21 protein-coding genes are annotated in these 21,126 nt (G+C 54.8%); 20 read left to right on the top strand and 1 reads right to left on the bottom strand.

Annotated elements, in window-relative coordinates:
- Window positions 1-15: 15 nt before the first annotated feature.
- On the bottom strand, window positions 16-2,604 hold the full coding sequence (locus tag NW211_RS05560; protein WP_258327208.1) for a glycoside hydrolase family 2 protein: 2,589 nt from the start codon (window positions 2,602-2,604) through the stop codon (window positions 16-18).
- 129 nt (window positions 2,605-2,733) lie between these two features.
- Between NW211_RS05560 and NW211_RS05555 the strand changes: the two genes are divergently transcribed.
- From NW211_RS05555 to NW211_RS05460, 20 genes are all read left to right on the top strand, one after another.
- A complete protein-coding gene (locus NW211_RS05555; protein WP_258327207.1) occupies window positions 2,734-3,348 on the top strand; it encodes a TetR/AcrR family transcriptional regulator in 615 nt (204 codons plus the stop codon).
- 106 nt (window positions 3,349-3,454) lie between these two features.
- The gene (locus NW211_RS05550) at window positions 3,455-3,934 is read left to right on the top strand and encodes a hypothetical protein (protein ID WP_258327206.1); all 480 of its coding nucleotides are present in this window, start codon (window positions 3,455-3,457) and stop codon (window positions 3,932-3,934) included.
- 30 nt (window positions 3,935-3,964) lie between these two features.
- Window positions 3,965-4,645: a hypothetical protein gene (locus tag NW211_RS05545; protein ID WP_143240942.1), complete on the top strand. Its 681-nt coding sequence runs from the start codon at window positions 3,965-3,967 to the stop codon at window positions 4,643-4,645.
- A 12-nt stretch (window positions 4,646-4,657) separates the two neighbouring features.
- Window positions 4,658-5,152: a hypothetical protein gene (locus tag NW211_RS05540; RefSeq protein ID WP_258327205.1), complete on the top strand. Its 495-nt coding sequence runs from the start codon at window positions 4,658-4,660 to the stop codon at window positions 5,150-5,152.
- The gene (locus NW211_RS05535) at window positions 5,130-6,653 is read left to right on the top strand and encodes an ankyrin repeat domain-containing protein (protein WP_258327204.1); all 1,524 of its coding nucleotides are present in this window, start codon (window positions 5,130-5,132) and stop codon (window positions 6,651-6,653) included. The genes NW211_RS05540 and NW211_RS05535 overlap by 23 nt, the downstream gene beginning before the upstream one ends.
- Before the next feature lie 9 nt (window positions 6,654-6,662).
- A complete protein-coding gene (locus tag NW211_RS05530; RefSeq protein WP_258327203.1) occupies window positions 6,663-7,637 on the top strand; it encodes an ankyrin repeat domain-containing protein in 975 nt (324 codons plus the stop codon).
- A 24-nt stretch (window positions 7,638-7,661) separates the two neighbouring features.
- Window positions 7,662-8,681, top strand: a complete 1,020-nt coding sequence (locus tag NW211_RS05525; RefSeq protein WP_258327202.1) for a DUF1266 domain-containing protein — start codon at window positions 7,662-7,664, stop codon at window positions 8,679-8,681.
- Between the two features lie 33 nt (window positions 8,682-8,714).
- Window positions 8,715-9,512 carry a DUF1266 domain-containing protein gene (locus NW211_RS05520; RefSeq protein WP_258327201.1) on the top strand — a complete coding sequence of 266 codons (798 nt, stop codon included), beginning with the start codon at window positions 8,715-8,717 and terminating at the stop codon, window positions 9,510-9,512.
- 43 nt (window positions 9,513-9,555) lie between these two features.
- Window positions 9,556-10,191, top strand: coding sequence for a hypothetical protein (locus NW211_RS05515; RefSeq protein WP_258327200.1), 636 nt, complete (start codon window positions 9,556-9,558; stop codon window positions 10,189-10,191).
- 5 nt (window positions 10,192-10,196) lie between these two features.
- Window positions 10,197-11,342 (top strand): hypothetical protein, encoded by a 1,146-nt coding sequence (locus NW211_RS05510; RefSeq protein ID WP_258327199.1) that lies wholly within the window; start codon window positions 10,197-10,199, stop codon window positions 11,340-11,342.
- A gap of 71 nt (window positions 11,343-11,413) precedes the next feature.
- Window positions 11,414-12,568, top strand: coding sequence for a PAS domain-containing sensor histidine kinase (locus NW211_RS05505; protein WP_087408830.1), 1,155 nt, complete (start codon window positions 11,414-11,416; stop codon window positions 12,566-12,568).
- A gap of 171 nt (window positions 12,569-12,739) precedes the next feature.
- Window positions 12,740-13,327: a DUF177 domain-containing protein gene (locus NW211_RS05500; protein WP_258327198.1), complete on the top strand. Its 588-nt coding sequence runs from the start codon at window positions 12,740-12,742 to the stop codon at window positions 13,325-13,327.
- 11 nt (window positions 13,328-13,338) lie between these two features.
- Window positions 13,339-13,524: a 50S ribosomal protein L32 gene (rpmF, locus tag NW211_RS05495; RefSeq protein WP_008861440.1), complete on the top strand. Its 186-nt coding sequence runs from the start codon at window positions 13,339-13,341 to the stop codon at window positions 13,522-13,524.
- Window positions 13,525-13,591: 67 nt separating this feature from the next.
- Entirely contained in the window at window positions 13,592-14,581 is a 990-nt protein-coding gene (locus NW211_RS05490; RefSeq protein WP_258327197.1) for a beta-ketoacyl-ACP synthase III, read from the top strand.
- Window positions 14,582-14,757: 176 nt separating this feature from the next.
- Complete coding sequence (gene era, locus NW211_RS05485) at window positions 14,758-15,645, top strand: GTPase Era (RefSeq protein WP_087408802.1); 888 nt, start codon at window positions 14,758-14,760, stop codon at window positions 15,643-15,645.
- Between the two features lie 41 nt (window positions 15,646-15,686).
- Window positions 15,687-17,000: a ribosome biogenesis GTPase Der gene (gene der, locus NW211_RS05480; RefSeq protein WP_258327196.1), complete on the top strand. Its 1,314-nt coding sequence runs from the start codon at window positions 15,687-15,689 to the stop codon at window positions 16,998-17,000.
- Window positions 17,001-17,151: 151 nt separating this feature from the next.
- Complete coding sequence (locus tag NW211_RS05475; protein ID WP_258327195.1) at window positions 17,152-18,057, top strand: LD-carboxypeptidase; 906 nt, start codon at window positions 17,152-17,154, stop codon at window positions 18,055-18,057.
- 46 nt (window positions 18,058-18,103) lie between these two features.
- The gene (locus NW211_RS05470) at window positions 18,104-19,093 is read left to right on the top strand and encodes a M28 family peptidase (protein ID WP_087408829.1); all 990 of its coding nucleotides are present in this window, start codon (window positions 18,104-18,106) and stop codon (window positions 19,091-19,093) included.
- Window positions 19,094-19,110: 17 nt separating this feature from the next.
- Window positions 19,111-19,536, top strand: a complete 426-nt coding sequence (locus NW211_RS05465; protein WP_087408799.1) for a SufE family protein — start codon at window positions 19,111-19,113, stop codon at window positions 19,534-19,536.
- A 27-nt stretch (window positions 19,537-19,563) separates the two neighbouring features.
- Window positions 19,564-21,123 (top strand): peptide MFS transporter, encoded by a 1,560-nt coding sequence (locus tag NW211_RS05460; protein ID WP_258327194.1) that lies wholly within the window; start codon window positions 19,564-19,566, stop codon window positions 21,121-21,123.
- The last annotated feature ends 3 nt before the right edge of the window (window positions 21,124-21,126 follow it).

The raw sequence follows: 21,126 nt of genomic DNA, 5'->3' as shown, positions 1-21,126 counted from the left end.
TCCCAAATTCTCTCATCACTCTCCCTCATACGTATCGGTGAGGGTACGTATCCGGATACGGGCTATATCGTCGGGGGTGATGTCGGCACTCTTGATGGTCACCACCTTGCGCTCGCCCGGCATCAGGTCGAAGAAGTTGTCGGAGAGGTCGGCTCCCTGGGTGGGTATCTCGATGAATACATCCTTGGCCAGACAGTCGGTCGAGAGGGTGAGGGCGATACCTTGGGGCGTTGTCTCGATGGCTTTTGTCAGGTGAGGCCGGGGTAGCTTCAGCTCCTTGGGCAGCACCAGGAACTTGTGGCCATGGGCGAGGGTTTTGCCGTCGTGGTGTATTTGCCAGGTCAGCAATACCTCGTTGGCGGGGTATCCCTTCAGCAGGTTGGCCAGGGCGAGGGTGGCCATCTTCTGGCTGGCGTTGGGCCGTATGGTGCGCTCGAGGGTGACGGTGTTCAGCCGGTTGCCGTGGAAGTCGTCGATGCCCACGACAATCTGTGCCCGGTCGAGCCGGTCGAGCCGGTCGGAGAGGGCATGAATCTCGAGGCTGTCGCCGCAGACGAAGGTCGAGAGCATCAGAGGGGCAAAGGCATCGCGGGCGTGGTAATAGAGTGCCTTCTTGTTTTTGTAATAGTCGATGGCCGACCACGAGATGGCGGGCCAGCTGTCGTTGAGCTGCCAGTAGAGCGAACCCATGCACACGGGGCGCTGCCGGCGGTTGGTCTCGATGCCGTAGGCGATACCGTGCCCCTGGAGCAGCAGCCCCAGGTAGACAAAGTCGTCGAAGTTGCGGGGCATGCGGTAGTAGTGCTGCATGTAGGTTTTTATCAGGTCGTTGCCGATGCTGCTCTTCTGGCGGTGGGTCATCACCTCGGAGTCGATGCTCAGGTCGTCGGGCCCGGCAAAGGTGCGCAGGGTTTTCATCTCGGGGAAGGATTCGAAGCCGAATTCGCTGACGAACCGCAGCTGGAGCGTGTCCATGGCGTCAAACATCTCCTGTCCGTACCAGATGCCCCAGTAGTGTATGTCGCCCTGGGTCTGGGTAGCGGGGCGCCCCCAGTTGGCCGAGTCGGGCGAGGTGTGTATGTAGCTGCGTTGCGGGTCGTACCGGCGCACATACGCGGCGAGCGTGTCGCGGAAGAGGGTGTGGTAGTCGCGCCGCATCTTCTCGAAAGTCTCGGGCGTGTAGCGGCGATTCCACCCCCAGTATTTGAGTCCCTCGTAGATTTCGTTGTTGCCGCACCACAGGGCCAGCGAGGGGTGGTTGCGCAGGCGGCGGATGTTGTAGCGGGCCTCGCGGGCTACGTTGCCGAGAAAGTCCGGGTCACCGGGATAGGCCGAGCAGGCAAACATGAAGTCCTGCCACACGAGTATGCCGTAGCGGTCGGCCAGCTGGTAGAAGAGCTCATCCTCATACACGCCGCCGCCCCAAACCCGCACCATATTCATGTGCGACTGCTTCATGGCCCGGAACAGCCGGGTGTAGTCGTCGGGGGTGACGCGGGTGAGAATGATGTCCTGGGGTATGTAGTTGGTGCCTTTGGCGAAGAGCGGTTGGCCGTTGATGCGGAAGTAGAAGTTGCGCCCCAGCGAGTCCCGTTCGTTGACGAACTCGATGGTGCGTATCCCGGTCTGGTAATGTTTGCTCCCCAGGGTTCGACCGTTTTGCACGAGCGTTATATCCACATCGTAGAGATGCGCTTCTCCCCAGCCGTTGGGCTGCCACAGTTGGGGCTGCTCGATTTCGGAAGAGAAGCCGATGCGGTTCTCGCCCGGTTGCAGGGTGCAGCGACGGGTCGAGCGGGCCACCTCCTGGCCCGCTTTGGCGATGGTGAGCAGCACTTCGACCCCTTCGGCAGCCTGGCGGTTCTCGTTGACGATGGTCAGGTCGGTAGCCAGTCGGGCCCGGTCGTTGTCGATGTGCAGGGTGCGGGTAAAGGCGTCGTCGATGCGGCAGCCGTCGTAGAGCACCAGTCGGGCCGGTCGCCAGATGCCGCAACCCACCAGTCGGATACCCCAGTCCCACCCGTAGTGATAGGGAGCCTTGCGGGCGTATGCACTCAGGTGGGGCGTGCTGCGGTCGTTGTCGGCAGGGTAGTCGATGCCGGTCTGGCGGTATATCGGCTCTACGGCCTTGAGAGGCGAGGCGAAGTGCACGGTGAGGGTATTCTCGCCCGCAACGATTTTATCCCGAACCTCCTTCTCCCAGGCCACGAACATGTTGTCGGTCTGCATCACCGGCTCGCCGTTGAGAACGATGCGGGCAAAGGTGTCGAGTCCCTCGAAGATGAGGCGGGCACAGGAGTACCGGGCCAAGTCGTCGGCATCGACGGTGAAGGTGGTGGTGTAGCTCCACCCTTTCGTTTCGACCCAGGCCACCTTCTCCTCGTTCGTCCCGTAGAAAGGGTCGTCGAGCAGCCCGTTGCGCAGCAGGTCGGCATGCACGGTGCCGGGCACCACGGCCGGGTAAGAGAGGCTATCCCCTTCGGCGGAGAAGCTCCACCCTCGGTCGAGCTCGATTACGCGGGTGTTGTCGGGTGTCGTTTGTGAACGGGTCGGTTGCATGGCAATCAATAAGAGTATCAGTAAAATAACTATACGGTGTTTCATGGTGTATGCGTTGTTCTCTCCTGTTCAAAGGTACGCAAAAAGTTGGTCGGGAGCGACAGCCCCGGAATTTTTTCATTTGATTTTTCAAAAATAAGCCTGTATCTTTGATAATATTATAGGAAAGAGTGTATGAAAACCAATAGAGAAGAAATTTTGCAAAGCGCGCTACAGTTGTTCATGTCGATGAATTACGAGCGGGTGAGCCTGCAGATGATTACCCGCATGGTGGGGCTGACCAAGACGGGTATCTTTAATTACTATCCTACCAAACTCGATTTGTTTGTGGCTGTGGCCGACAAATATCTGTTCAACGCCCAGGACCCGAAGCGCAAGTATGAGGAGTCGGATGGTACGCTGGCCGATTTTATCGATAAATACGTGGCAGGAGTAGAGCGTACGATGGCCGAGATTGTACGGTTGGGTAATGTCCGTCAGGAGGCCATGCCCGGTCAGTCGGCCAATGCGGGTTATTTTCATCTCTTCCAGCAGGTACTCTTCTATTATCCAGACGGTAAGGCCAAGTTGCATGCCTGGATTGAATCGGAGTACGACCATTGGCGTAGCGTTATCCGTCGGGCTATCGAAAGCGGCGAAATCAATCGGGAGACCGATGTGGAGGAGGCGGTGGCCCAGTTCCGCCTCACGTTTGTGGGCATGTCGTTCGAAATGTCGTTTTACGAGGGGCTCGATGTGAATCGATTGGCCGCACACTTCCGGTATATTTATAATCAGTTGAAGCGCTAATCGCCAGGGATAATCATAAAAAAATAAAAATATGACCCATTGGTCATATTTTTATTTTTTTTGTTCTATCTTTGCTCCTGTTAAAAATGACCGAACGGTAATATTTATGAAACAGGAGCGATTTACAAGCATTCACAAGACATTCAACTATACCCCCGGGAGCATTTTCACCAACCAGTGGTCCAACCTGGCATTCGGTATCGGCATGATTGTCGTCCCGGCCATCTGGCCTTTCGGGTTGCGCATTCGTCGTTTGCACATTCTGTCGCCGGCGGTACTCTCGACCATCTTCATTATCGGTGGCATTGTGTTGCTGATATTCACCTGGCTGGCCATGCGCAAGGCTCGTGCTCTCATTCGCGAGGGGGCCATGATTACGGTCGATGGCAACAGGGTTACCTACCCGACGGTAAAGTCGGGGCGGGTCGAGTACGACACCTTTTCCATCAGCGACATCGAGTATATCAAGTACGACGAGAAGGAGAGCCAGTGCAAGGTGAGTCTGCCCGACCGATACCTGGTTTTCGAAATTCCCTATTTCGATTCGTGGGAGCAGTACGAAGAGTTTCGTGCTCTGCTCGGTTAGTATATGACAACCAACTAAAACATCTATATCATGATTACAAAAGTTATGAGAATCTTAACGGCTGTGGCTATTGCCGTGGCCATGTTGTCGTCCTGCTCGTCGGGCAATGATTTGGGTATGGCTTCTGAAGAGGCTGTGGCCAAAGTGAAGGAACTCGTGAAAACTCATGTACCCGCTGATGCAAAAGTCTATCGAGTCGAGATGAACGAAGATCGTGGCGACCGCAAGCTCGAGAATGTGTTGAGCCAGGTAATCGTGTTTTATATTACTCCCGACAATAGCGATTACGTATTGACGATTAACAAGGATGGCGGCGATTTCAAAGCCGATGAACCTTCGAAAAGTAACCGCCAAACATACGCTTATGAACCAACGGCTACACTCGACCTGAATGCTATCGACGCAGCGAAGTTGCAAAAGTGGGGCGAGGAGGGGAATAATCTGTTGCAAGCCGAGGAAGAAGGCGACCAATATGAATTGAAATCGGTCGAAAACTACACTTTTTATACCTTGCCCGTCGGGCTGAATGACGTGGAGCGTTGGAACCGAGACGAATCCTACAAGGCCGACAGCCAGAAGCAATATGCCTATTTCTCGCTGAACTACACGAAGAAAGGCGAGAAGACCGAGATGAACGGCCGATTACTCACTACCAACTACTACACTGTGCCATTCCGGGTGAACGAGGCCGGGCAGGTAGAGTTCGAGTAAAACGGATGACGGGTGAATTTGCTCGGAGATAAAGCGGTCGTTACAGGTGCCGGGGCCGACCGGCTGTTCGAGGCCGGGGTGAGCTATCTCGCTTGCGGGGCCTATTCCCTGGGCTATGCCTGTTTCGACCGGCTTGCCGATGACGACCTGCGGGTCGTTTACAATAAGGCTGTGTGCTGTTTCGGGGCGGGTGATTATGAGCGGTGCTATTCTTTGCTCTGCGAGGCCGACCGTTTGCTGCCGGTACGCCCTTGTTCCGCGCCTTCGGCTTTGCCCCAATCCCTGCTCGACTGGGAGCATGAGAGCGCCTTGCCCTTGTGCCCCATGCTTGTTACACCCTTTTCTCCCGAGACCGATACCCTTTTCCTTCGCCTCAAGGCCGAGGCTGCTTTCCGGCTGAGGCGATACGACGAAGTACGGGCCATTGCCGCCCGACTGGGCGGTAGATACCGGCACATCTGTAACCTCATTGAACAAATCGACCATGACAGTCAAAGCCATTTATAAACTGTATGATTGCGAGGTCCCCAGAGGGGAATTGCTGGAGGCTTTTGCCGAAGTTCCACTCGACGACCGGGACGACAACTTTTACGACCGTACGGCTCTGCATCTGGCTGCCGAGCAAGTCGATGTCGAGGCCATCGAGCTGTTGCTGATGCGAGGGGCCGAGGTCGATGTGCGCGACGCGCAAGGTCATACTCCGTTGCATGCCTTGGCTGTCGTGCGAGGCGAGCGAACTTTTTCGGGCGAACGGATATGTCAGGCTGCGCGGTTATTGTTGGAGCAAGGGGCCAGTGTGACTCGATCGGCCTGCAATACGACCGCTCTCATCGAGGCGGTGCGGAATCGGCATCATCGTCTGGTTGAACTGTTGGTCCGTTCGGCACGGTGTATCGACTCGGTCGACTCCAACGGCGAGAATGCTTTGCACGTTGTATGCCGTGTGGCTGTCGATACGGCCGCTTGTTTGCGTCGGTTGGAGTCGGGGATAGCACGCTTTGCAGATACTTGGGTCCCTGAAAGACGCAAGGAGGAGACTCTGCGCGAGCGGGACGAGCAGCTCGAGGAGGCCGAACGCTGCTATCGTACGGCTTCTCTTCTGCTGGTCGACGGGAGAATAGACCCCGACGAGAAGAACAGTTATGGACGGACACCTTTCGACCTGGCCATGGAAGGGGGCGCCAAGCGGGTGAGTGCCTTGCTTTCGGGTAAGGACTCTGCATCGGGCGAACCGCTCGAAGAGACTGGAGGCATGGATATTTTCCAAGCATTGTATTACAAGGATTTGGCGGCGGTCACGGCCCTGTTGCGATGGGGTGTCGAGCTGCAGACCGAGTGCGGGTATGAGAAGATGAACGACTTTTACGGGAAATCGCCGCTGGCTTGTGCGCTCACTTGGCAGAATGTCGAAGCGGCTGTGATGCTGCTTCGAGCCGGAGCTGACCCCAACTACCGCAATTCGCGGGGCGAGACTGCTTTTGTCGAGTGGCTCGACAAAGGGTGCCGGCATGCTTCTGGGATGGAGACCTTCGGACCTCTGTTGAATCTTTTTCTGGAAAAAGGGTGGAACCCCGATGCCCCGGTGAATGGTAAAGGGGAGACTGCCTTGATGCTTGTATGCTGTTACGAGAGTGACGACTTGGCTCTCTATGCCCTGCGCCGTCTGCTCGAGCGGGGTGTCGATGTCAATGCCCGCGATTGTCGGGGCCGGGTGTCGTTGATGCACCTCTTCAACCGTCAGACCTGCGGCCTCCACAGTGGTTCCATGGAGGAGTTTTTGCTCGAAGCCGGAGCCGATGTGCAGGCGGTCGACAGCGAAGGGAATACCATCTTGCACTATATCGCCGACTGTTATTCGCTCCCGGAGGCGAAACAGGCGGCCCGACTATTGTTTGATTTTGGGGTTCCGTCGGTTGCCGCTGTCAACAATGCGGGGGAGACTCCGCTCGACAGGGCCACCCGCCGAAACAACGAAGGACTGGTGAAACTTTTATTGAAATATGCTTAATCTCAAACGATGGACAATAACCTGACTTTTCTCAATGCCTGTCGCAACGGACAGAAGAGCATCGTGCGCATTTTTCTCGACAAGGGAGGTGTCAATCTCGATAAGCGTGATGGCGAGGGGAATACTCCTCTTTATTACGCCTGTCGGCAGGGGCACCGCGATGTGGTGGCTCTGTTGCTCGATCGGGGAGCCGATGTCTCTTTGATCAACAATCGTAGTGAAAGCCCCCTGCATGCTGCGGCACAGAGTGGGAACAAGGAGATTGTGGCCTTGCTGGCCCGGCATGGAGCCGACTTGAATGCGACCGACCGCGAGGGACGCACGCCGCTCATGGTGCTGCTCGATTACAAACGCACCGATGCCGCTCTTTATCTCATCGGGTTGGGGGCCGATACCGGACAGACCGACCAGTCGGGGCATACTCCACTCGACTATGCTACCGCACATGGGTTGCGCGAGGTGGTGTCGTTGTTGGGTCATACCTCCGCTTGCGACAGCCGGGGCAATACGGCTTTGCATCAGGCGGTCCATAACGACCAGGGAGAGATGGTGCGTACCCTGTTGGCCGATTCGAAGGTTCAGCTCAATGCCATGAACGACAAAGGGGAGACCCCTCTGCTGTTGGCTTGTGGTCGGAGCAACCTCTTTCTGGCCGAGTTGCTGATTGCGGCTGGAGCCGATGTCAACCGGGCTTCGCTGGTTGGGACTGCTCCGCTGCATGCTGCCGTTTTGTCGGGCAACCGTTTTATAGGCAAGGCTTTGCTGGGTGCAGGGGCAAATGTCGATGCCCGCAACAGTCGGGGCGAGACTCCGCTCATCCAGGCCGCCCGGTTGGGTGACAACGAGATGGTGTCGTTGTTGATAGCTGCCGGAGCTGCCGTAAATGTGGCCGACAACCTACAACACACGGCCCTCTATTATGCCGGCGAGCGGGGTTTCAACGAGATTGTCGAAACTCTGCTATATGCCGGAGCCGAAGGATAACAGAACCTTAAAATACTTATTTATATGGCACAAGATGAATTGAACACCCCTCACACGCCGGAGGAGATAGCCCGGGCTGCACAAGAGGCTTCGGTGCGGGCGGCGATGGAACAGATACAGTCGATGTATGGGAATATTCCGGGATTTGAAATGCCCGACATGAGCGATATGCAGGCGCAGATTATGGCCCAGATGCAGGCAGCCGTACCCAACTTGGCAGAGATTCAGAGGCAACAGGCCGCGATGGGAACATTGGGTGGTGTAGATGCCGATACTGTGGCACAAACTGCCCGTGCGAATATGGCGCAGGCCGGGGACTTTTACCGGCAGATGCAGGATGGGTCGCTGGAGCAGGAGCTCCGTGAGATGAACGATCTCGCTCTCGATTCCTTGGGAGAGGACTGGACGATACGCCGCAGCGGCGACAGTCGGTTGACACCCGAGCAACTCCGTGTGCTGGCCTTGGCCGCACCATTGTTGGTCTATAACGACGAGTGTGTCGATACCCTCGATTGCCAAATCGAGATCGATACCATCAAGGCTCAACTCGAAAACTGGTGGGAGATTGCCGACCGCGACTCGGTCGTCAAGACGGTCAACTGGCTGTTGAACGAAGGGCACCACGCCGATGCCGATGAAGCTCTGGCCGTACTCTTGAGTGACGAGGAGGTCGATGCCGACCCTGAACTGGACGAAAAACTTGACGAGGTGCGTCAGATGGTTGCCTACATGATTCAGAACGAATATTGCGACAGGACTACAATCCCCCACACGGCGATAGCCTGGGATTTGGTTCGTGTCGTCAATCTGGGGCGTTGGGCCTACCTGTGCGGTTATGTCACCGAGGAGGAGATGTGGCACATCATGCAGGTGGGAGCCGAGGTGGCCCGGCAGGAGTTCTCGTCGTGGCAGGAGTTTGGGCTCAGCTACACGTTGGGGCGCGGCGTTTGGCACGACGATACCGACGACTGCGACACCGCCTATGAGATAGCATCGCTGCTGCTCGGTCGGGACGATTCGCCCTGGCGGCAGATAGCCTGGTAATAGAGAATGCGAAATCGAAAAACTGTATGGACGATGAGTAACGAATTTTACATCATGCTCACGATAGCTGTCGTGAGTGGTGGAATATGGATTTATAAAAAGAGCAAAAGTGCTATCGGTACCGTGCGCAAGTTGCGCCGGGCTTTCACGACCGTCTGTCTCAATCCTCGTTCGACCTTGAGCGACGAGCAGTGTCGGAAGCTGGCCGTGGGGGCTCTCTATGCTTCGCAACAGGGGGCCTATCAAAATTCGCTTGAGACGGGTATCCGCAGCGAACTGCCCAAGATTCTGGGTGAGTGGTGGGGCATCACCTGTCGTACCGAGGCCGTGGAAGAGCTGCAATACCTGTGCGAGAAAGGTTACCGCTACTACTTTCCTTTTGTGTGGCAGGCCTTCTTGTTGACCGATCCGAAACAGCAGGACGAGGTCTTCCAGCAAAACATGACCTCGCAGGAGGATTATGACAAGATAACCGTTCAACTCCAGAACCTGCAGGATACCTGCGACGAACTGCTTGCGTGCAAAGTCATTGCCGTGAAAGACGACCTGCGTCGCTATGGCGTGGTCGGGTGGGATGCCGGACGCATCTGTTTTCTGGCACGGGCCTGCTGCGAGATGGGCTATATTACCGAGACCGAGGCCTGGCAATATGTAGATGTGGCAAACGAACTGGCCCACGGAGCGTTCTCGTCGTGGCGGGAACTGGCCCTGAGCTACGTGATAGGTCGCTCGTTGTGGGGCGGTAAGCGGGCCTATAATTCGGTGATGAAAGATACCGCCGACAAGCTGCTGGCCGATGCGAACAGCCCGTGGGTGAAATATCCCTGGTAAATTGGATGATAAGAGAAGTGACACCCTCAAAAAATAGAAAGCGATGAAACAGAGTGTTTGGCTTGTAGTCGTTCTGTTGTGCCTCTGTGCGGGGTGCAGAACAACCGCCCCGCTCGAGCCGGTAACGGCGGTGGAGGGGATGGACTACGATGTAAGCCCCGAGATATTGAAACTGCATAAGAAACTCAAACCGCTTGAGCGTCCGCAGGTGCGGTATACTGTCGAGCGGGCGGTCAAGACGGCCGACTCGTGTTGGGTATTGGTGCGCGTAGCCATTCCCTACAAGGCGATATGGAAAAAGGAATTCTACTCGGTTGATATGATTTTTCATGTACCCGAAGGGATGATGGAGTTGGGTAACCTTTCGCTCGACTCGAGAACCCACAAGAAAAAGGGCGGTTCCGACTGCGGCGAAGATTCTTCGGTCGACGTGGAGACCCGGGCAAATCATATTGAGTATATTTATTACTCCGTCAAGTTCGCTTATGACGAGCGTATGGAAGAGAATGCCGAAATATTGTTGATACCCCGTCTTTCCAACGAGCGTTATATCTTTGGTTACGAAGCTACGGTGTTGCCTCTCTATTGGATTGACGATGAGGAAGAAGGCCTGTTTTGGAGCGAGTGTGCCGATTTGCCTCAGGAAGTTCTGCTCGATTCGTCACCGATAAAAAGATGAGAAGCGTGAAACGGTGTATAGTCGTTGTTTGTCTGGCTGTTTGGACGGTGTTCGTTCGGGCCGAAGAGTCCGACTCGGCCATCATTGCCAACTTTTTGAGTGGTTTTTCCGATCTTTATCAGAAAGCCTATTCGTCCCGGATACTGCCTGCCGATTCGGTCGACTCCTCGGTAATGTGTGAACTCTCAGTCAGGGGCGACAGCCTGCGGGTAGGCAGTGCCATCATGCTTGTGTTGGAGTGCAACCGTCGGCCCGATGCCGAGCCCCCGATTATCGTGGCCAACGGCCGGTCGATACGCCCTCGCAGCAACAGTAGCTCAACCGTTTACAGCAATGGAGAGACGACCTCGTGCTACCGCTATTTTTATCCGTTGCGACTCGAGACAGACGGACACTACGAGTTTCGTTGCAAAGACCTTTCGTTCGACAACATTGCTTACGACCAGGGAATGGTGATTCTCGATATTACCCCGTCGGGCTATCGCGTAAATCACGATTTCGACACTCCTGCTTCCGGCACAGAGTGGGGATGGATATTAGTGGGCATTGTCGTCTTCTGTATTGTGGCAGAGTGGTTTTTGTTTTGGCTGTTCTTTCATAAGGAGGGCGATGAACCGCTGGCCGACTTTGTGTTGCGCACACGGCATTTGCCGCTTACGACCGATTGGGCCACGACTCACTATGCCCTGCCCTCTTTGATGGTGTTTATTTTGTGTTGTATGCTGTTGTTCAACCTTTTCTCCCTGATTTATTCCTGGGGTGTATTGTTGCCCTTATGGGTTTTGTGCATACCGTTACTGCTGGCGTTGTTGCTGTTTCATGTGCAGCGCAACCGGCTTGACTTCGAAGAGGTGCCAACCCGCCTTTCGATCGAGGAGATAGGTAACCTCTTTATCGAATTGGCCGAGGTACACGAGTGGAGTATCGACCACCTGGGGTACGACTGTATCGTAGCCCATACCAATCCCTCGATGTGGAGTTTCACTTGGGGCGAACATATATTTGTTGTCTATGACAGCGGTCGGGTGTGGCTCAACAGCGTGAATAATCTCGACCGACGTAGTTCGATTGTCTCTTTTGGGTATACGCGTCGCAATCTCCGTTGGATAGTCGAGGCCATCCGGGCGCGGGAGTATGGAGGTGCGAAATGAGCAGTCGGATAATATTTGGCGGGTCGCACCGTTCTTATATATATTACATGTATATAATGCGGTTTGAGGCTATGCAAAATATTTATGATCTCCGGCAAAAAGGGAAGTTGATTTTTCTGTTGATATCGGTGCTGCTGGTCGGCGGGGTGCTCTATGTGTCGAACGACCTGGTCGAGGACCTCTCGGTCGAGGAGCGCAAGAAGATGGAGATTTGGGCCGAGGCGACTCGCGAGTTGGCCAGCGACAAGACCGAGATGAGCATGGAGCTTATCCTGAAGGTCATCCAGAGCAATACCTCGATACCGGCTATTCTGGTCGATGGGAATGGCGAGATAAATCAGTATGTCAACTTGAATCTTCCTGAGACTGATCCCGAGAAATATTTGCGGCGGAAGCTGGCTCATTTGCAGAGTGGCTCGAATGTGATCGAAATCAATCTGGGTGGCGACGAGAAACAGTATCTCTACTACGACGACTCTATCCTGCTGAAACGGCTTTCGTTCTATCCCTATGTGCAGTTGGGAGTGATGGTGCTGTTTGTGCTGATTGTCTATTTTGCACTTATCAGCACGAAGAAGGCCGAGCAGAACAAGGTGTGGGTGGGGCTGTCGAAGGAGACGGCTCACCAGTTGGGCACCCCCATATCGTCGCTGATGGCGTGGATGGATTTGCTGGAGGCTTCGGGGGTAGACCCGGCGCTGCTCTCCGATATGAACAAGGATGTGAAGCGGCTTTCGGTCATAGCCGAGCGCTTCTCCAAGATAGGTTCGAAGCCCGAGATGGAGCTGGTTTACGTGAACGAGGTGCTCGAGAATGCCACCGAGTACATGCGTCGGCGGGTCTCGAGCAAGGTACAGATAACAACCCATCTGCCATCGGATGCCGAGGGGGCCATGGTGTGCCTGCCGCTGTTTGAGTGGGTTATCGAAAATCTGTGCAAGAATGCGGTCGACGCCATGAACGGCGAGGGGCGCATCGATGTATATCTGACCTCGGAGAGGCAGCAGATCTATATCGACATCAAGGATACCGGCAAGGGTATTGCCCGCAAAAACTTCAAGACGGTGTTCAATCCCGGTTATACGACCAAGAAACGCGGTTGGGGGTTGGGCCTCACGCTGGCCAAGCGCATCATCGAGGAGTATCATGCCGGTCGGATTTTTGTGAAGGAGTCGGAGGTAGGCAAGGGTACTACCTTCCGAATCGAGCTGAAGCGCGTAGCCTGACTTTGTGACTCCCCAATCGGTCGACAGTGACGAGCGTTGTGCTTCGCTTCCCCGATGGAAACGGGCCCTTTCGGGATTGAAAAATTTTAAATATGAAATAAAAACTCCCGAAAAGATTGATTTATAACGATTATTTTTTATACCTTTGCGCAGTTTTAACGACAAATAGCATTGGGACGATTTAGTGCTTATAAATTACCGCTCAAGAGTATGCCGATAGGTACTCAGAATTTTGAGTATGTATTGGATAATGAGTTCTTTAAGAATATCGAAGGAGAAGATGTTCAAAAAGGGAAGGTAAATGTGAAGCTGACCGTGAAGCGGACTGCGGCTTCTTTTGAATTGAATTTCGATTTGGAAGGAGTGATTCAGATTCCGTGTGATCGCTGTCTCGACGACATGGATCACGAGGTAAAAACCCACGAGACGCTTTTCGTGAAATTCGGTAGCGAATACAGCGAGGAGAGCGACAATGTGGTAGTGATTCCCGAGAGCGACGGGGAGTTGAACATCGCCTGGTTCTTGTACGAATTTGTGGCGCTGACAATTCCCTTGAAGCACGTTCACCCGGCAGGGAAGTGCAACAAGTCGATGAGTGCTAAGTTGCGCAAACATACGGCCCGCTCGCTGGACGATGGCGACGACGAGGCCCTCGATGCGTTTGACGATGAGGACATCGCAGACGTGGTACCCGACGAAGGCGAGACAATGACCGACCCCCGTTGGGACGAATTGAAGAAAATAATAGATAATAATTAAATAATAGAAAAATGGCACATCCTAAAAGAAAACAATCTAAAACGAGAACAGCCAAAAGAAGAACTCACGACAAAGCAGTAGCTCCTACTTTGGCAGTTTGCCCCAACTGTGGCGCTTGGCATGTATATCACACCGTATGTGGCGAGTGTGGCTATTACAGAGGAAAATTGGCTATCGAAAAAGAGGCTGCAGTCTAAGTTTCGATATGTAGAGCCCTAAAGCGATTTAGGGCATTTTTTCACACACTAAGCCGATTTTATAGTTATGAATGCTAAAATAACGGGGATAGCCTCGTATGTCCCTGATTATGTGCTGACCAACGACGAACTGTCGCACATGGTCGATACCAACGACGAGTGGATTACGACTCGCGTCGGTATCAAGGAACGCAGAATTTTGAAAGGTGAAGGTACGGGCTCGTCCGATTTGGGTGAAAAAGCCGTGGCCGAGCTTTTGCGGAAGACCGGCGTAAAACCCGAAGAGGTCGATCTGCTCATTTGTGCAACCTCCAACCCCGACTATCGTTTCCCCTCTACGGCTTCGATCGTATTGGAGAAGTTGGGTATCAAGACCGCCTATGGTTATGACATCCAGGCTGCATGTGCCGGCTTTATCGTAGCCTTGCAGTCGGGTGCCGCTTACATCAAGAGCGGTTTGTACAAGCACGTAGTGGTGCTGGCTGCCGAGAAGATGTCGTCGATGGTTAACTACAAAGACCGTTCGACCTGTCCGCTGTTCGGCGATGCTGCCGCTTGTGTGATGCTCGAGCCCACCGACGAACCGGTAGGTATCGTCGATGCCGTGCTGCATACCGACGGTATGGGCTTGCCCCACCTGCTGATGAAGGCTGGCGGTGCTGTTCATCCTGCTTCGCACGAGACGGTCGACAACGACGAGCACTACGTCTATCAGGAGGGTCGCGCCGTGTACAAACACGCCGTAACCGACATGCTCACCTCGTCGGAGAAGGTGATGGAACGTAACGGCCTCACGGTCGATACGATCGATTACTTCATTCCTCACCAGGCCAACCTGCGTATTATCGAGGCTATCGCCGACCGTATGAAACTTCCCGAAGAGAAGTTGCTGGTCAACATCCAGAAGTATGGCAATACGAGTGCAGCGTCCATCCCCTTGTGCATGGCCGAATTTGAAGATAAATTCAAAGTCGGCGACAAGTTGGTACTCACGGCTTTCGGTGCCGGATTTACCTGGGGCGCTCTCTACCTCGTGTGGGGATACAACGCGAAATAAACATTGCGAGAATAAGACAAAGACGCATCTTTTGTAGCAAGAGATGCGTCTTTTCTTGTCTTTGAACAAAAGCCGACGGCGGTTGTTTCGTCAAGTAGAATATTTTCACTACCTTTGGGGACAATAGAATAAGAGAAACGTCTATATATTGTCTGGCAAACTAACCCGATAAAACTATGCACAAGGCCGGTTTTGTAAACATTGTAGGAAATCCCAACGTAGGCAAGTCTACGCTGATGAATTCGCTGGTGGGCGAGCGCATCTCGATCATTACGTCGAAGGCGCAGACTACGCGCCACCGCATCATGGGTATCGTGAATACCGACGACATGCAGATTGTCTATTCCGATACGCCGGGTGTACTCGTGCCCAACTACAAGCTGCAGGAGTCGATGCTCAACTTCTCGCAGTCGGCCCTGGTCGATGCCGACATTCTGCTCTATGTGACCGACGTAATAGAGACTCCCACCAAAAACCAGTCGTTCCTCGACAAAGTGGCCGAGGAGACGGTGCCCGTGCTGGTGGTCATCAACAAGATAGACTTGTTGCAAGGCGGGCAGGAGTCGCTCGAAAAGCTGGTAGAGGAGTGGAAACGCCTGTTGCCGAAGGCCGAGGTGATACCCGTTTCGGCACAATATAAGTTCAACCTCGACTATCTGCTCAAGCGCATTCAAGAGCTGTTGCCTCCCTCGCCGCCCTTCTTCGACAAGGACGCGCTCACTGACAAGCCGGCCCGATTCTTCGTGACCGAGATTATCCGCGAGAAGATATTGCTCACCTACGACAAGGAGATACCCTATGCCTGCGAGGTGGCTGTCGAGCAGTTCAAGGAGGAAGAGGGGCGCATACACATCATGGCGGTGATCTATGTCGAGCGCGATTCGCAGAAAGGCATCATCATCGGCAAGGGCGGCTCGGCCCTGAAAAAGGTGGGCATGCTGGCCCGCAAGGATATAGAGGCATTCTTCGACAAGAAGGTCTACCTCGAGCTCTACGTCAAGGTCGAGAAAGACTGGCGGAGCCGCGAGAATAAACTGAAAGGATTTGGATACATACCCGAGTAAAACCCGATGGCTGTGACAGCCGTAAAAAAGAAAGAGAAATTATGGGAAATATAGTAGCAATCGTAGGACGCCCGAACGTAGGGAAGTCGACCCTGTTTAACCGCTTGACGCAAACCCGCAAGGCCATCGTCAACGAAGAGGCCGGCACGACTCGCGATCGCCAGTATGGCAAGGTCGAGTGGTGCGGGCAGGAGTTTTCCATTATCGACACCGGTGGATGGGTCGTTAATTCGGAAGATATTTTTGAAGAAGAGATCAACAAGCAGGTGGCGCTGGCTATCGAAGAGGCCGATGTCATCCTGTTCATGGTCGACGTGAGAACCGGAGCCGTAGACCTCGACGACCACGTGGCCGCCATCTTGCGACGTTCGTCCAAGCCGGTGATTCTGGTAGCCAACAAAGCCGACTCGAACGACTGGCAATACAACGCCGCCGAGTTCTATTCGTTCGGTTTGGGCGACCCCTTCTGTGTGTCGGCCGCCAGCGGTTCGGGCACGGGCGACCTGCTCGACGAGATTCTGAAACGCTTCACCAAGAAGTCGGAGCCCGAAATCGAAGAGAATATACCTCGCTTTGCCGTCGTGGGACGTCCCAATGCCGGCAAGTCGTCCATTATCAATGCCTTCATCGGCGAGGAACGCTACATCGTGACCGACATCGCCGGTACCACGCGCGACTCCATCTATACCCGTTACGACAAGTTCGGGTTCGACTTCTATCTGGTCGATACCGCCGGTATCCGCAAGAAGGGCAAGGTGACCGAAGACCTCGAATACTATTCGGTAATCCGCTCGATACGGGCCATCGAGGCCTCCGACGTCTGCATCCTCATGATCGATGCCACCCGCGGCATCGAGGGGCAAGACCTCAATATCTTCTCCCTCATACAGAAAAACAAGAAGGGGCTGGTGGTCTGCGTCAACAAGTGGGATTTGGTCGAAGACAAGTCGAACAAGGCGATACAGACCTTCGAGAATGCCATACGGGCGCGCCTCGCTCCGTTTGTCGACTTCCCCATCGTCTACGCTTCGGCCCTGACCAAGCAGCGCATCTTCAAGGTGCTCGAGAGCGCCGTGCAGGTCTACAAGAACCGCCAGCGCAAGATACCCACCTCGAAACTCAACGAGGTGATGCTCAGCGCCATTGAGAACTATCCGCCCCCTGCACACAAGGGTAAGTATGTGAAGATAAAATATGTGACCATGTTGCGCGAGACCTATGTGCCCACATTCGTCTTCTTCTGCAACCTGCCCCAGTGGGTGAAGGAGCCCTACAAGCGCTACCTCGAGAACAAGATTCGCGAGACGTGGAACTTCAGCGGAACCCCCATCAACATCTTCATGCGCGAGAAATAACGAAACAAGCGATACCTTATCGTTCACTGGCCCCGGAGTTTTTTACAAGATTCCGGGGCTATTTGTTTCAAGGCTGGCGAAAGTTCGTTACATTTGTAGGACGCTCGCCCGATGAGGGGCCGGGTACAACCTTTTAAGCCTTACGATAGAGATGATGACACAACCTCCCTTTCTGATTCCCGGCGATGGACTCGCCATTGTTTCGCCAGCCAGTATCATTAACCCCGATTATGTGAAAGGAGCCGTCGAGCGGCTCGAATCCTGGCCGCTGGGTGTGTCGGTATCGCTGCACTGTCTGGGAGAGTCGGGGGTCTACTCGGGTACTGTCGACGAGCGTACCGACGACTTTCGTAACGCCTTGTATACCACCGAGGTGAAAGCCATCTTGTGCAGCCGCGGCGGTTACGGCACCGTGCATCTGCTCGACCGGCTGGCCGACGATGTGGCCCGTAATCCCAAGTGGATAATCGGTTTCAGCGATATTTCGGCGCTGCACGCCCTGTGTGTGAGCCGGGGCATCATGTCGCTGCATGCGCCCATGTGCAAGCACCTCACGGCCGAGCCGGCCGACGACCGTTGCACGCAGTATCTGCGGCAGATTCTCTTCGGTCAGATACCCGAGTATCACGAGAAAACTCACCCGCTGAACCGGCAGGGCGAAGGCCGCGGTATGCTGGTGGGCGGCAATCTGGCGGTACTGTGTGGACTGATAGGGACCCCCTACGATATATTCCGGCCCGGCTCGGTGCTCTTTATCGAGGATATTGCCGAGGCTCCCTACAAGATCGAGCGCATGCTCTACCAGTTGAAACTGGCCGGGCGGCTGGCTTCGCTCTCGGGGCTGATTGTAGGCCGCTTCACCGAGTATACCGAGAACGAGGGGCTGGGTGGTACGCTCTACGAACTCATCTATCGCCTGGTCGAGGAGTATGACTACCCCGTTTGTTTCGACTTCCCCGTGGGGCATGTCTCCGACAATCTGCCTCTCATCGAGGGGGCCGAGGTGTTCTTCTCGGTCGGTAAAGAGTCGGTCGACCTCTCTTTTTGTATAAAATAGGCGGGATATTTGCGAGTTTTTGTCAGAATGCGTACTTTTGAGCAAGATGAAAACGCTAAACCGCCAACTGATATATTTATTTCTGATTATAGGACTGATGGCCTGTTCGGCAAAATCGGGGAGCAGCAGTGAGACTCAGGCGACCGATACCGTGTCGGTCGAGGTTCCCGTGTTCGATGCCGATAGCGCTTATGCCTATGTAGAACGTCAGGTCGAGTTCGGATACCGGGTGCCCAATACGCCGGCACATCGTGCTACGGCCGACTATCTGGCTGCCGAGCTGGCCCGTCACGGAGCCACGGTCGAGGTGCAGGAGGGCACCGTCACCGCCTACGACGGCAGCGAGCTGGCCATCCGCAACATCATCGGGTCGTTCTCGCCCGAGAAGAAAAACCGCATACTCCTTTTTGCACACTGGGATACCCGCCCCTATGCCGACAACGATGCCGACAAGAGCAAGCATCGCCAGCCCATTGCCGGTGCCGACGACGGTGCGAGCGGGGTGGGCGTGTTGCTCGAGATAGCCCGACAGGTGGGGCAGAAGCTCCCCGATGCGGGGGTCGACATTGCCTTCTTCGATGCCGAGGACTACGGAGCCCCCTATTGGAGCACGTCGAACGACGAGGATACCTGGGCCCTGGGCACACAATACTGGACCCGCCGTCCGCACAAGCCCGGCTACCGCGCCCGGTTCGGCATTCTGCTCGACATGGTGGGGGGCTCGGGTGCCCGTTTCTGCCGCGAGATGTTTTCGGAGTATTACGCCTCGGGCATCGTGAAGCAGGTGTGGGAGACGGCCCGTCGGCTGGGTTACGGCGACTATTTCGTGGACGAGAAGGGGGGCTATGTGACCGACGACCATGTGTATGTGAACCGTTACGGCATACCCAGTGTCGACATCATCGCCTGCTCGCGCGAGACGGTTACGGGATTCCCGCCCTACTGGCACACCGTAGACGACACGATGAAAAATATCGACCCCGCCACGCTGAAGGCGGTGGGGCAAACCGTGCTGACGGTCATTTATGAAGAGTGATTGATAAAACTACCCATATGAAAAGTATCGACGAAATACAAGACGAGATTATAGACGAGTTTTCGGTCTTCGACGACTGGATGGATAAATACGCCTTACTCATCGACCTGGGCAACAGTCTGCCCCCGATCGAGGAGAAATACAAAACCAACGAGAATCTGATTGAAGGATGCCAAAGCCGGGTGTGGCTGCAAGCCGACTACCGCGACGGCCGCATCTGGTTCGAGGCCGAGAGCGATGCCATCATCGTGAAGGGCATCGTATCGCTGCTGGTGCGGGTGCTTTCGGGCCGTACCCCCGACGAGATTCTCAACGCCGACCTCTACTTTATCGACCGGATAGGGCTCACCGAGCACCTGTCGCCCACCCGTTCCAACGGTTTGGTGGCCATGGTCAAGCAGATGCGCATGTATGCCTTGGCCTTCAAAGTGAAAAACAACTAAATCATTTAATACTTAAAATCTAACATTATGTTTAAAGGACATCCTAAGGGTTTGATAGCTGCGGCACTCTCCAACATGGGCGAACGCTTCGGCTATTACATTATGAATGCCGTGCTGGTACTGTTTCTATGCTCCAAATTCGGTTTGAGCGAAGAGACTTCGGGTACCATATATTCATTCTTCTATGCCGGTATCTATCTGTTGGCGTTGGTAGGCGGTATCATTGCCGACCGTACGCAAAACTACAAAGGTACCATCAAGACCGGTTTGATTATCATGGCTGCAGGCTATGTGTTGCTGTCGATTCCTATCCTGGCTACCAGCGGAAACGTGGCATGGTTGCTCCCGCTCACCTGTTTCTCGCTCTTCCTCATTGCCTTCGGTAACGGTCTGTTCAAGGGTAACCTGCAGGCCATCGTGGGCCAGCTCTACGACGATTTCGAGGCCGAAGCTGCCAAGCAGGGCCCCGAAGCCTTGAAGGAGGCCAAGAGCAAACGCGACAGCGGATTCCAGATATTCTATGTATTTATCAACGTGGGCGGACTCATTGCCCCGTTTGTGGCTCCGTTGCTGCGCGAGTGGTGGCTGGGTGCGAACGGTATGGCCTACAATGCCCAGTTGCCGGCCCTGTGCCACCAGTTTATCAACAACGGTGCCCAGATGAGTCAGGCCGCTCTCGATAACCTCAATGCCTTGATGGCGGCTGCCGGCGGCAACGTGACCGACCTGGCCAGCGCCAGCCAGAACTACCTCCAGATTTTCAACGAGGGTATCCACTACTCGTTCATCGCTTCGGTGGTAGCCATGCTCATCTCGTTGGTTATCTTTGTGGCTTACCAACGTCGGTTCCCCACTCCGGGCAAGAAGACCAAAGTCGAGTCACAATCCTATACCGCCGAAGAGAAGCGGGCCATGGCCAAGGAGATTCGCCAACGTATGGCCGCTCTGTTTGCCGTGTTGGGTGTGGTTATCTTCTTCTGGTTCTCGTTCCACCAGAACGGTATGTCGCTCTCGTTCTTTGCTCGCGACTTCGTAGACTCGAGTGCCGTGGCTCCCGAAATCTGGCAAGCCATCAACCCCTTCTTTGTAATTACGCTCACCCCTATTGTCATGGCGCTGTTTGCCTGGTTGACTCGCCGGGGTAAAGCCATCTCCACGCCCCGCAAGATTGCCATCGGTATGTTCATTGCCGGGTTGGCCTTCCTCTTCCTGGCCATCTTCTCGGCCATGAAAGGTTATCCTTCGGCCGACGACTTCAAGCTCCTCCCCGTGGCCGAGCAAATGGCTCGCAAGGCCCACTGGTGGGTACTGATTGTGACCTACTTCTTCCTGACGGTGGCCGAGTTGTTTATTTCTCCGTTGGGGCTGTCGTTCGTTTCGAAGGTGGCCCCCAAGCACCTGTTGGGTCTCTGCCAGGGCCTCTGGCTGGGAGCCACTGCCGCAGGTAACCTGCTGTTGTGGGTAGGTCCGCTCATGTACAACGCCTGGCCCATCTGGCAATGCTGGACGGTATTCCTGGTGGTATGTCTCATTTCGATGGGCGTAATGCTGGGTATGCTCCGGTGGTTGGAGCGGGTGGCCGAATAGTGC

Origin of the sequence: Barnesiella sp. ET7 (assembly GCF_024733785.1) — a bacterium.
GTDB classification, from domain to species: Bacteria; Bacteroidota; Bacteroidia; order Bacteroidales; family Barnesiellaceae; genus Barnesiella; species Barnesiella merdigallinarum.
Note: the sequence above shows the minus strand (reverse complement) of the source record. Positions and strands in the feature narration are given on the sequence as shown.

Coding starts and splice junctions, on each gene's coding strand:
- NW211_RS05560 (WP_258327208.1), bottom strand. CDS start 2,604: ATGAAACACCGTATAGTTATTTTACTGATACTCTTATTGATTGCCATG.
- NW211_RS05555 (WP_258327207.1), top strand. CDS start 2,734: ATGAAAACCAATAGAGAAGAAATTTTGCAAAGCGCGCTACAGTTGTTC.
- NW211_RS05550 (WP_258327206.1), top strand. CDS start 3,455: ATGAAACAGGAGCGATTTACAAGCATTCACAAGACATTCAACTATACC.
- NW211_RS05545 (WP_143240942.1), top strand. CDS start 3,965: ATGATTACAAAAGTTATGAGAATCTTAACGGCTGTGGCTATTGCCGTG.
- NW211_RS05535 (WP_258327204.1), top strand. CDS start 5,130: ATGACAGTCAAAGCCATTTATAAACTGTATGATTGCGAGGTCCCCAGA.
- NW211_RS05530 (WP_258327203.1), top strand. CDS start 6,663: ATGGACAATAACCTGACTTTTCTCAATGCCTGTCGCAACGGACAGAAG.
- NW211_RS05525 (WP_258327202.1), top strand. CDS start 7,662: ATGGCACAAGATGAATTGAACACCCCTCACACGCCGGAGGAGATAGCC.
- NW211_RS05520 (WP_258327201.1), top strand. CDS start 8,715: ATGAGTAACGAATTTTACATCATGCTCACGATAGCTGTCGTGAGTGGT.
- NW211_RS05515 (WP_258327200.1), top strand. CDS start 9,556: ATGAAACAGAGTGTTTGGCTTGTAGTCGTTCTGTTGTGCCTCTGTGCG.
- NW211_RS05505 (WP_087408830.1), top strand. CDS start 11,414: ATGCAAAATATTTATGATCTCCGGCAAAAAGGGAAGTTGATTTTTCTG.
- rpmF (WP_008861440.1), top strand. CDS start 13,339: ATGGCACATCCTAAAAGAAAACAATCTAAAACGAGAACAGCCAAAAGA.
- NW211_RS05490 (WP_258327197.1), top strand. CDS start 13,592: ATGAATGCTAAAATAACGGGGATAGCCTCGTATGTCCCTGATTATGTG.
- era (WP_087408802.1), top strand. CDS start 14,758: ATGCACAAGGCCGGTTTTGTAAACATTGTAGGAAATCCCAACGTAGGC.
- der (WP_258327196.1), top strand. CDS start 15,687: ATGGGAAATATAGTAGCAATCGTAGGACGCCCGAACGTAGGGAAGTCG.
- NW211_RS05475 (WP_258327195.1), top strand. CDS start 17,152: ATGATGACACAACCTCCCTTTCTGATTCCCGGCGATGGACTCGCCATT.
- NW211_RS05470 (WP_087408829.1), top strand. CDS start 18,104: ATGAAAACGCTAAACCGCCAACTGATATATTTATTTCTGATTATAGGA.
- NW211_RS05465 (WP_087408799.1), top strand. CDS start 19,111: ATGAAAAGTATCGACGAAATACAAGACGAGATTATAGACGAGTTTTCG.
- NW211_RS05460 (WP_258327194.1), top strand. CDS start 19,564: ATGTTTAAAGGACATCCTAAGGGTTTGATAGCTGCGGCACTCTCCAAC.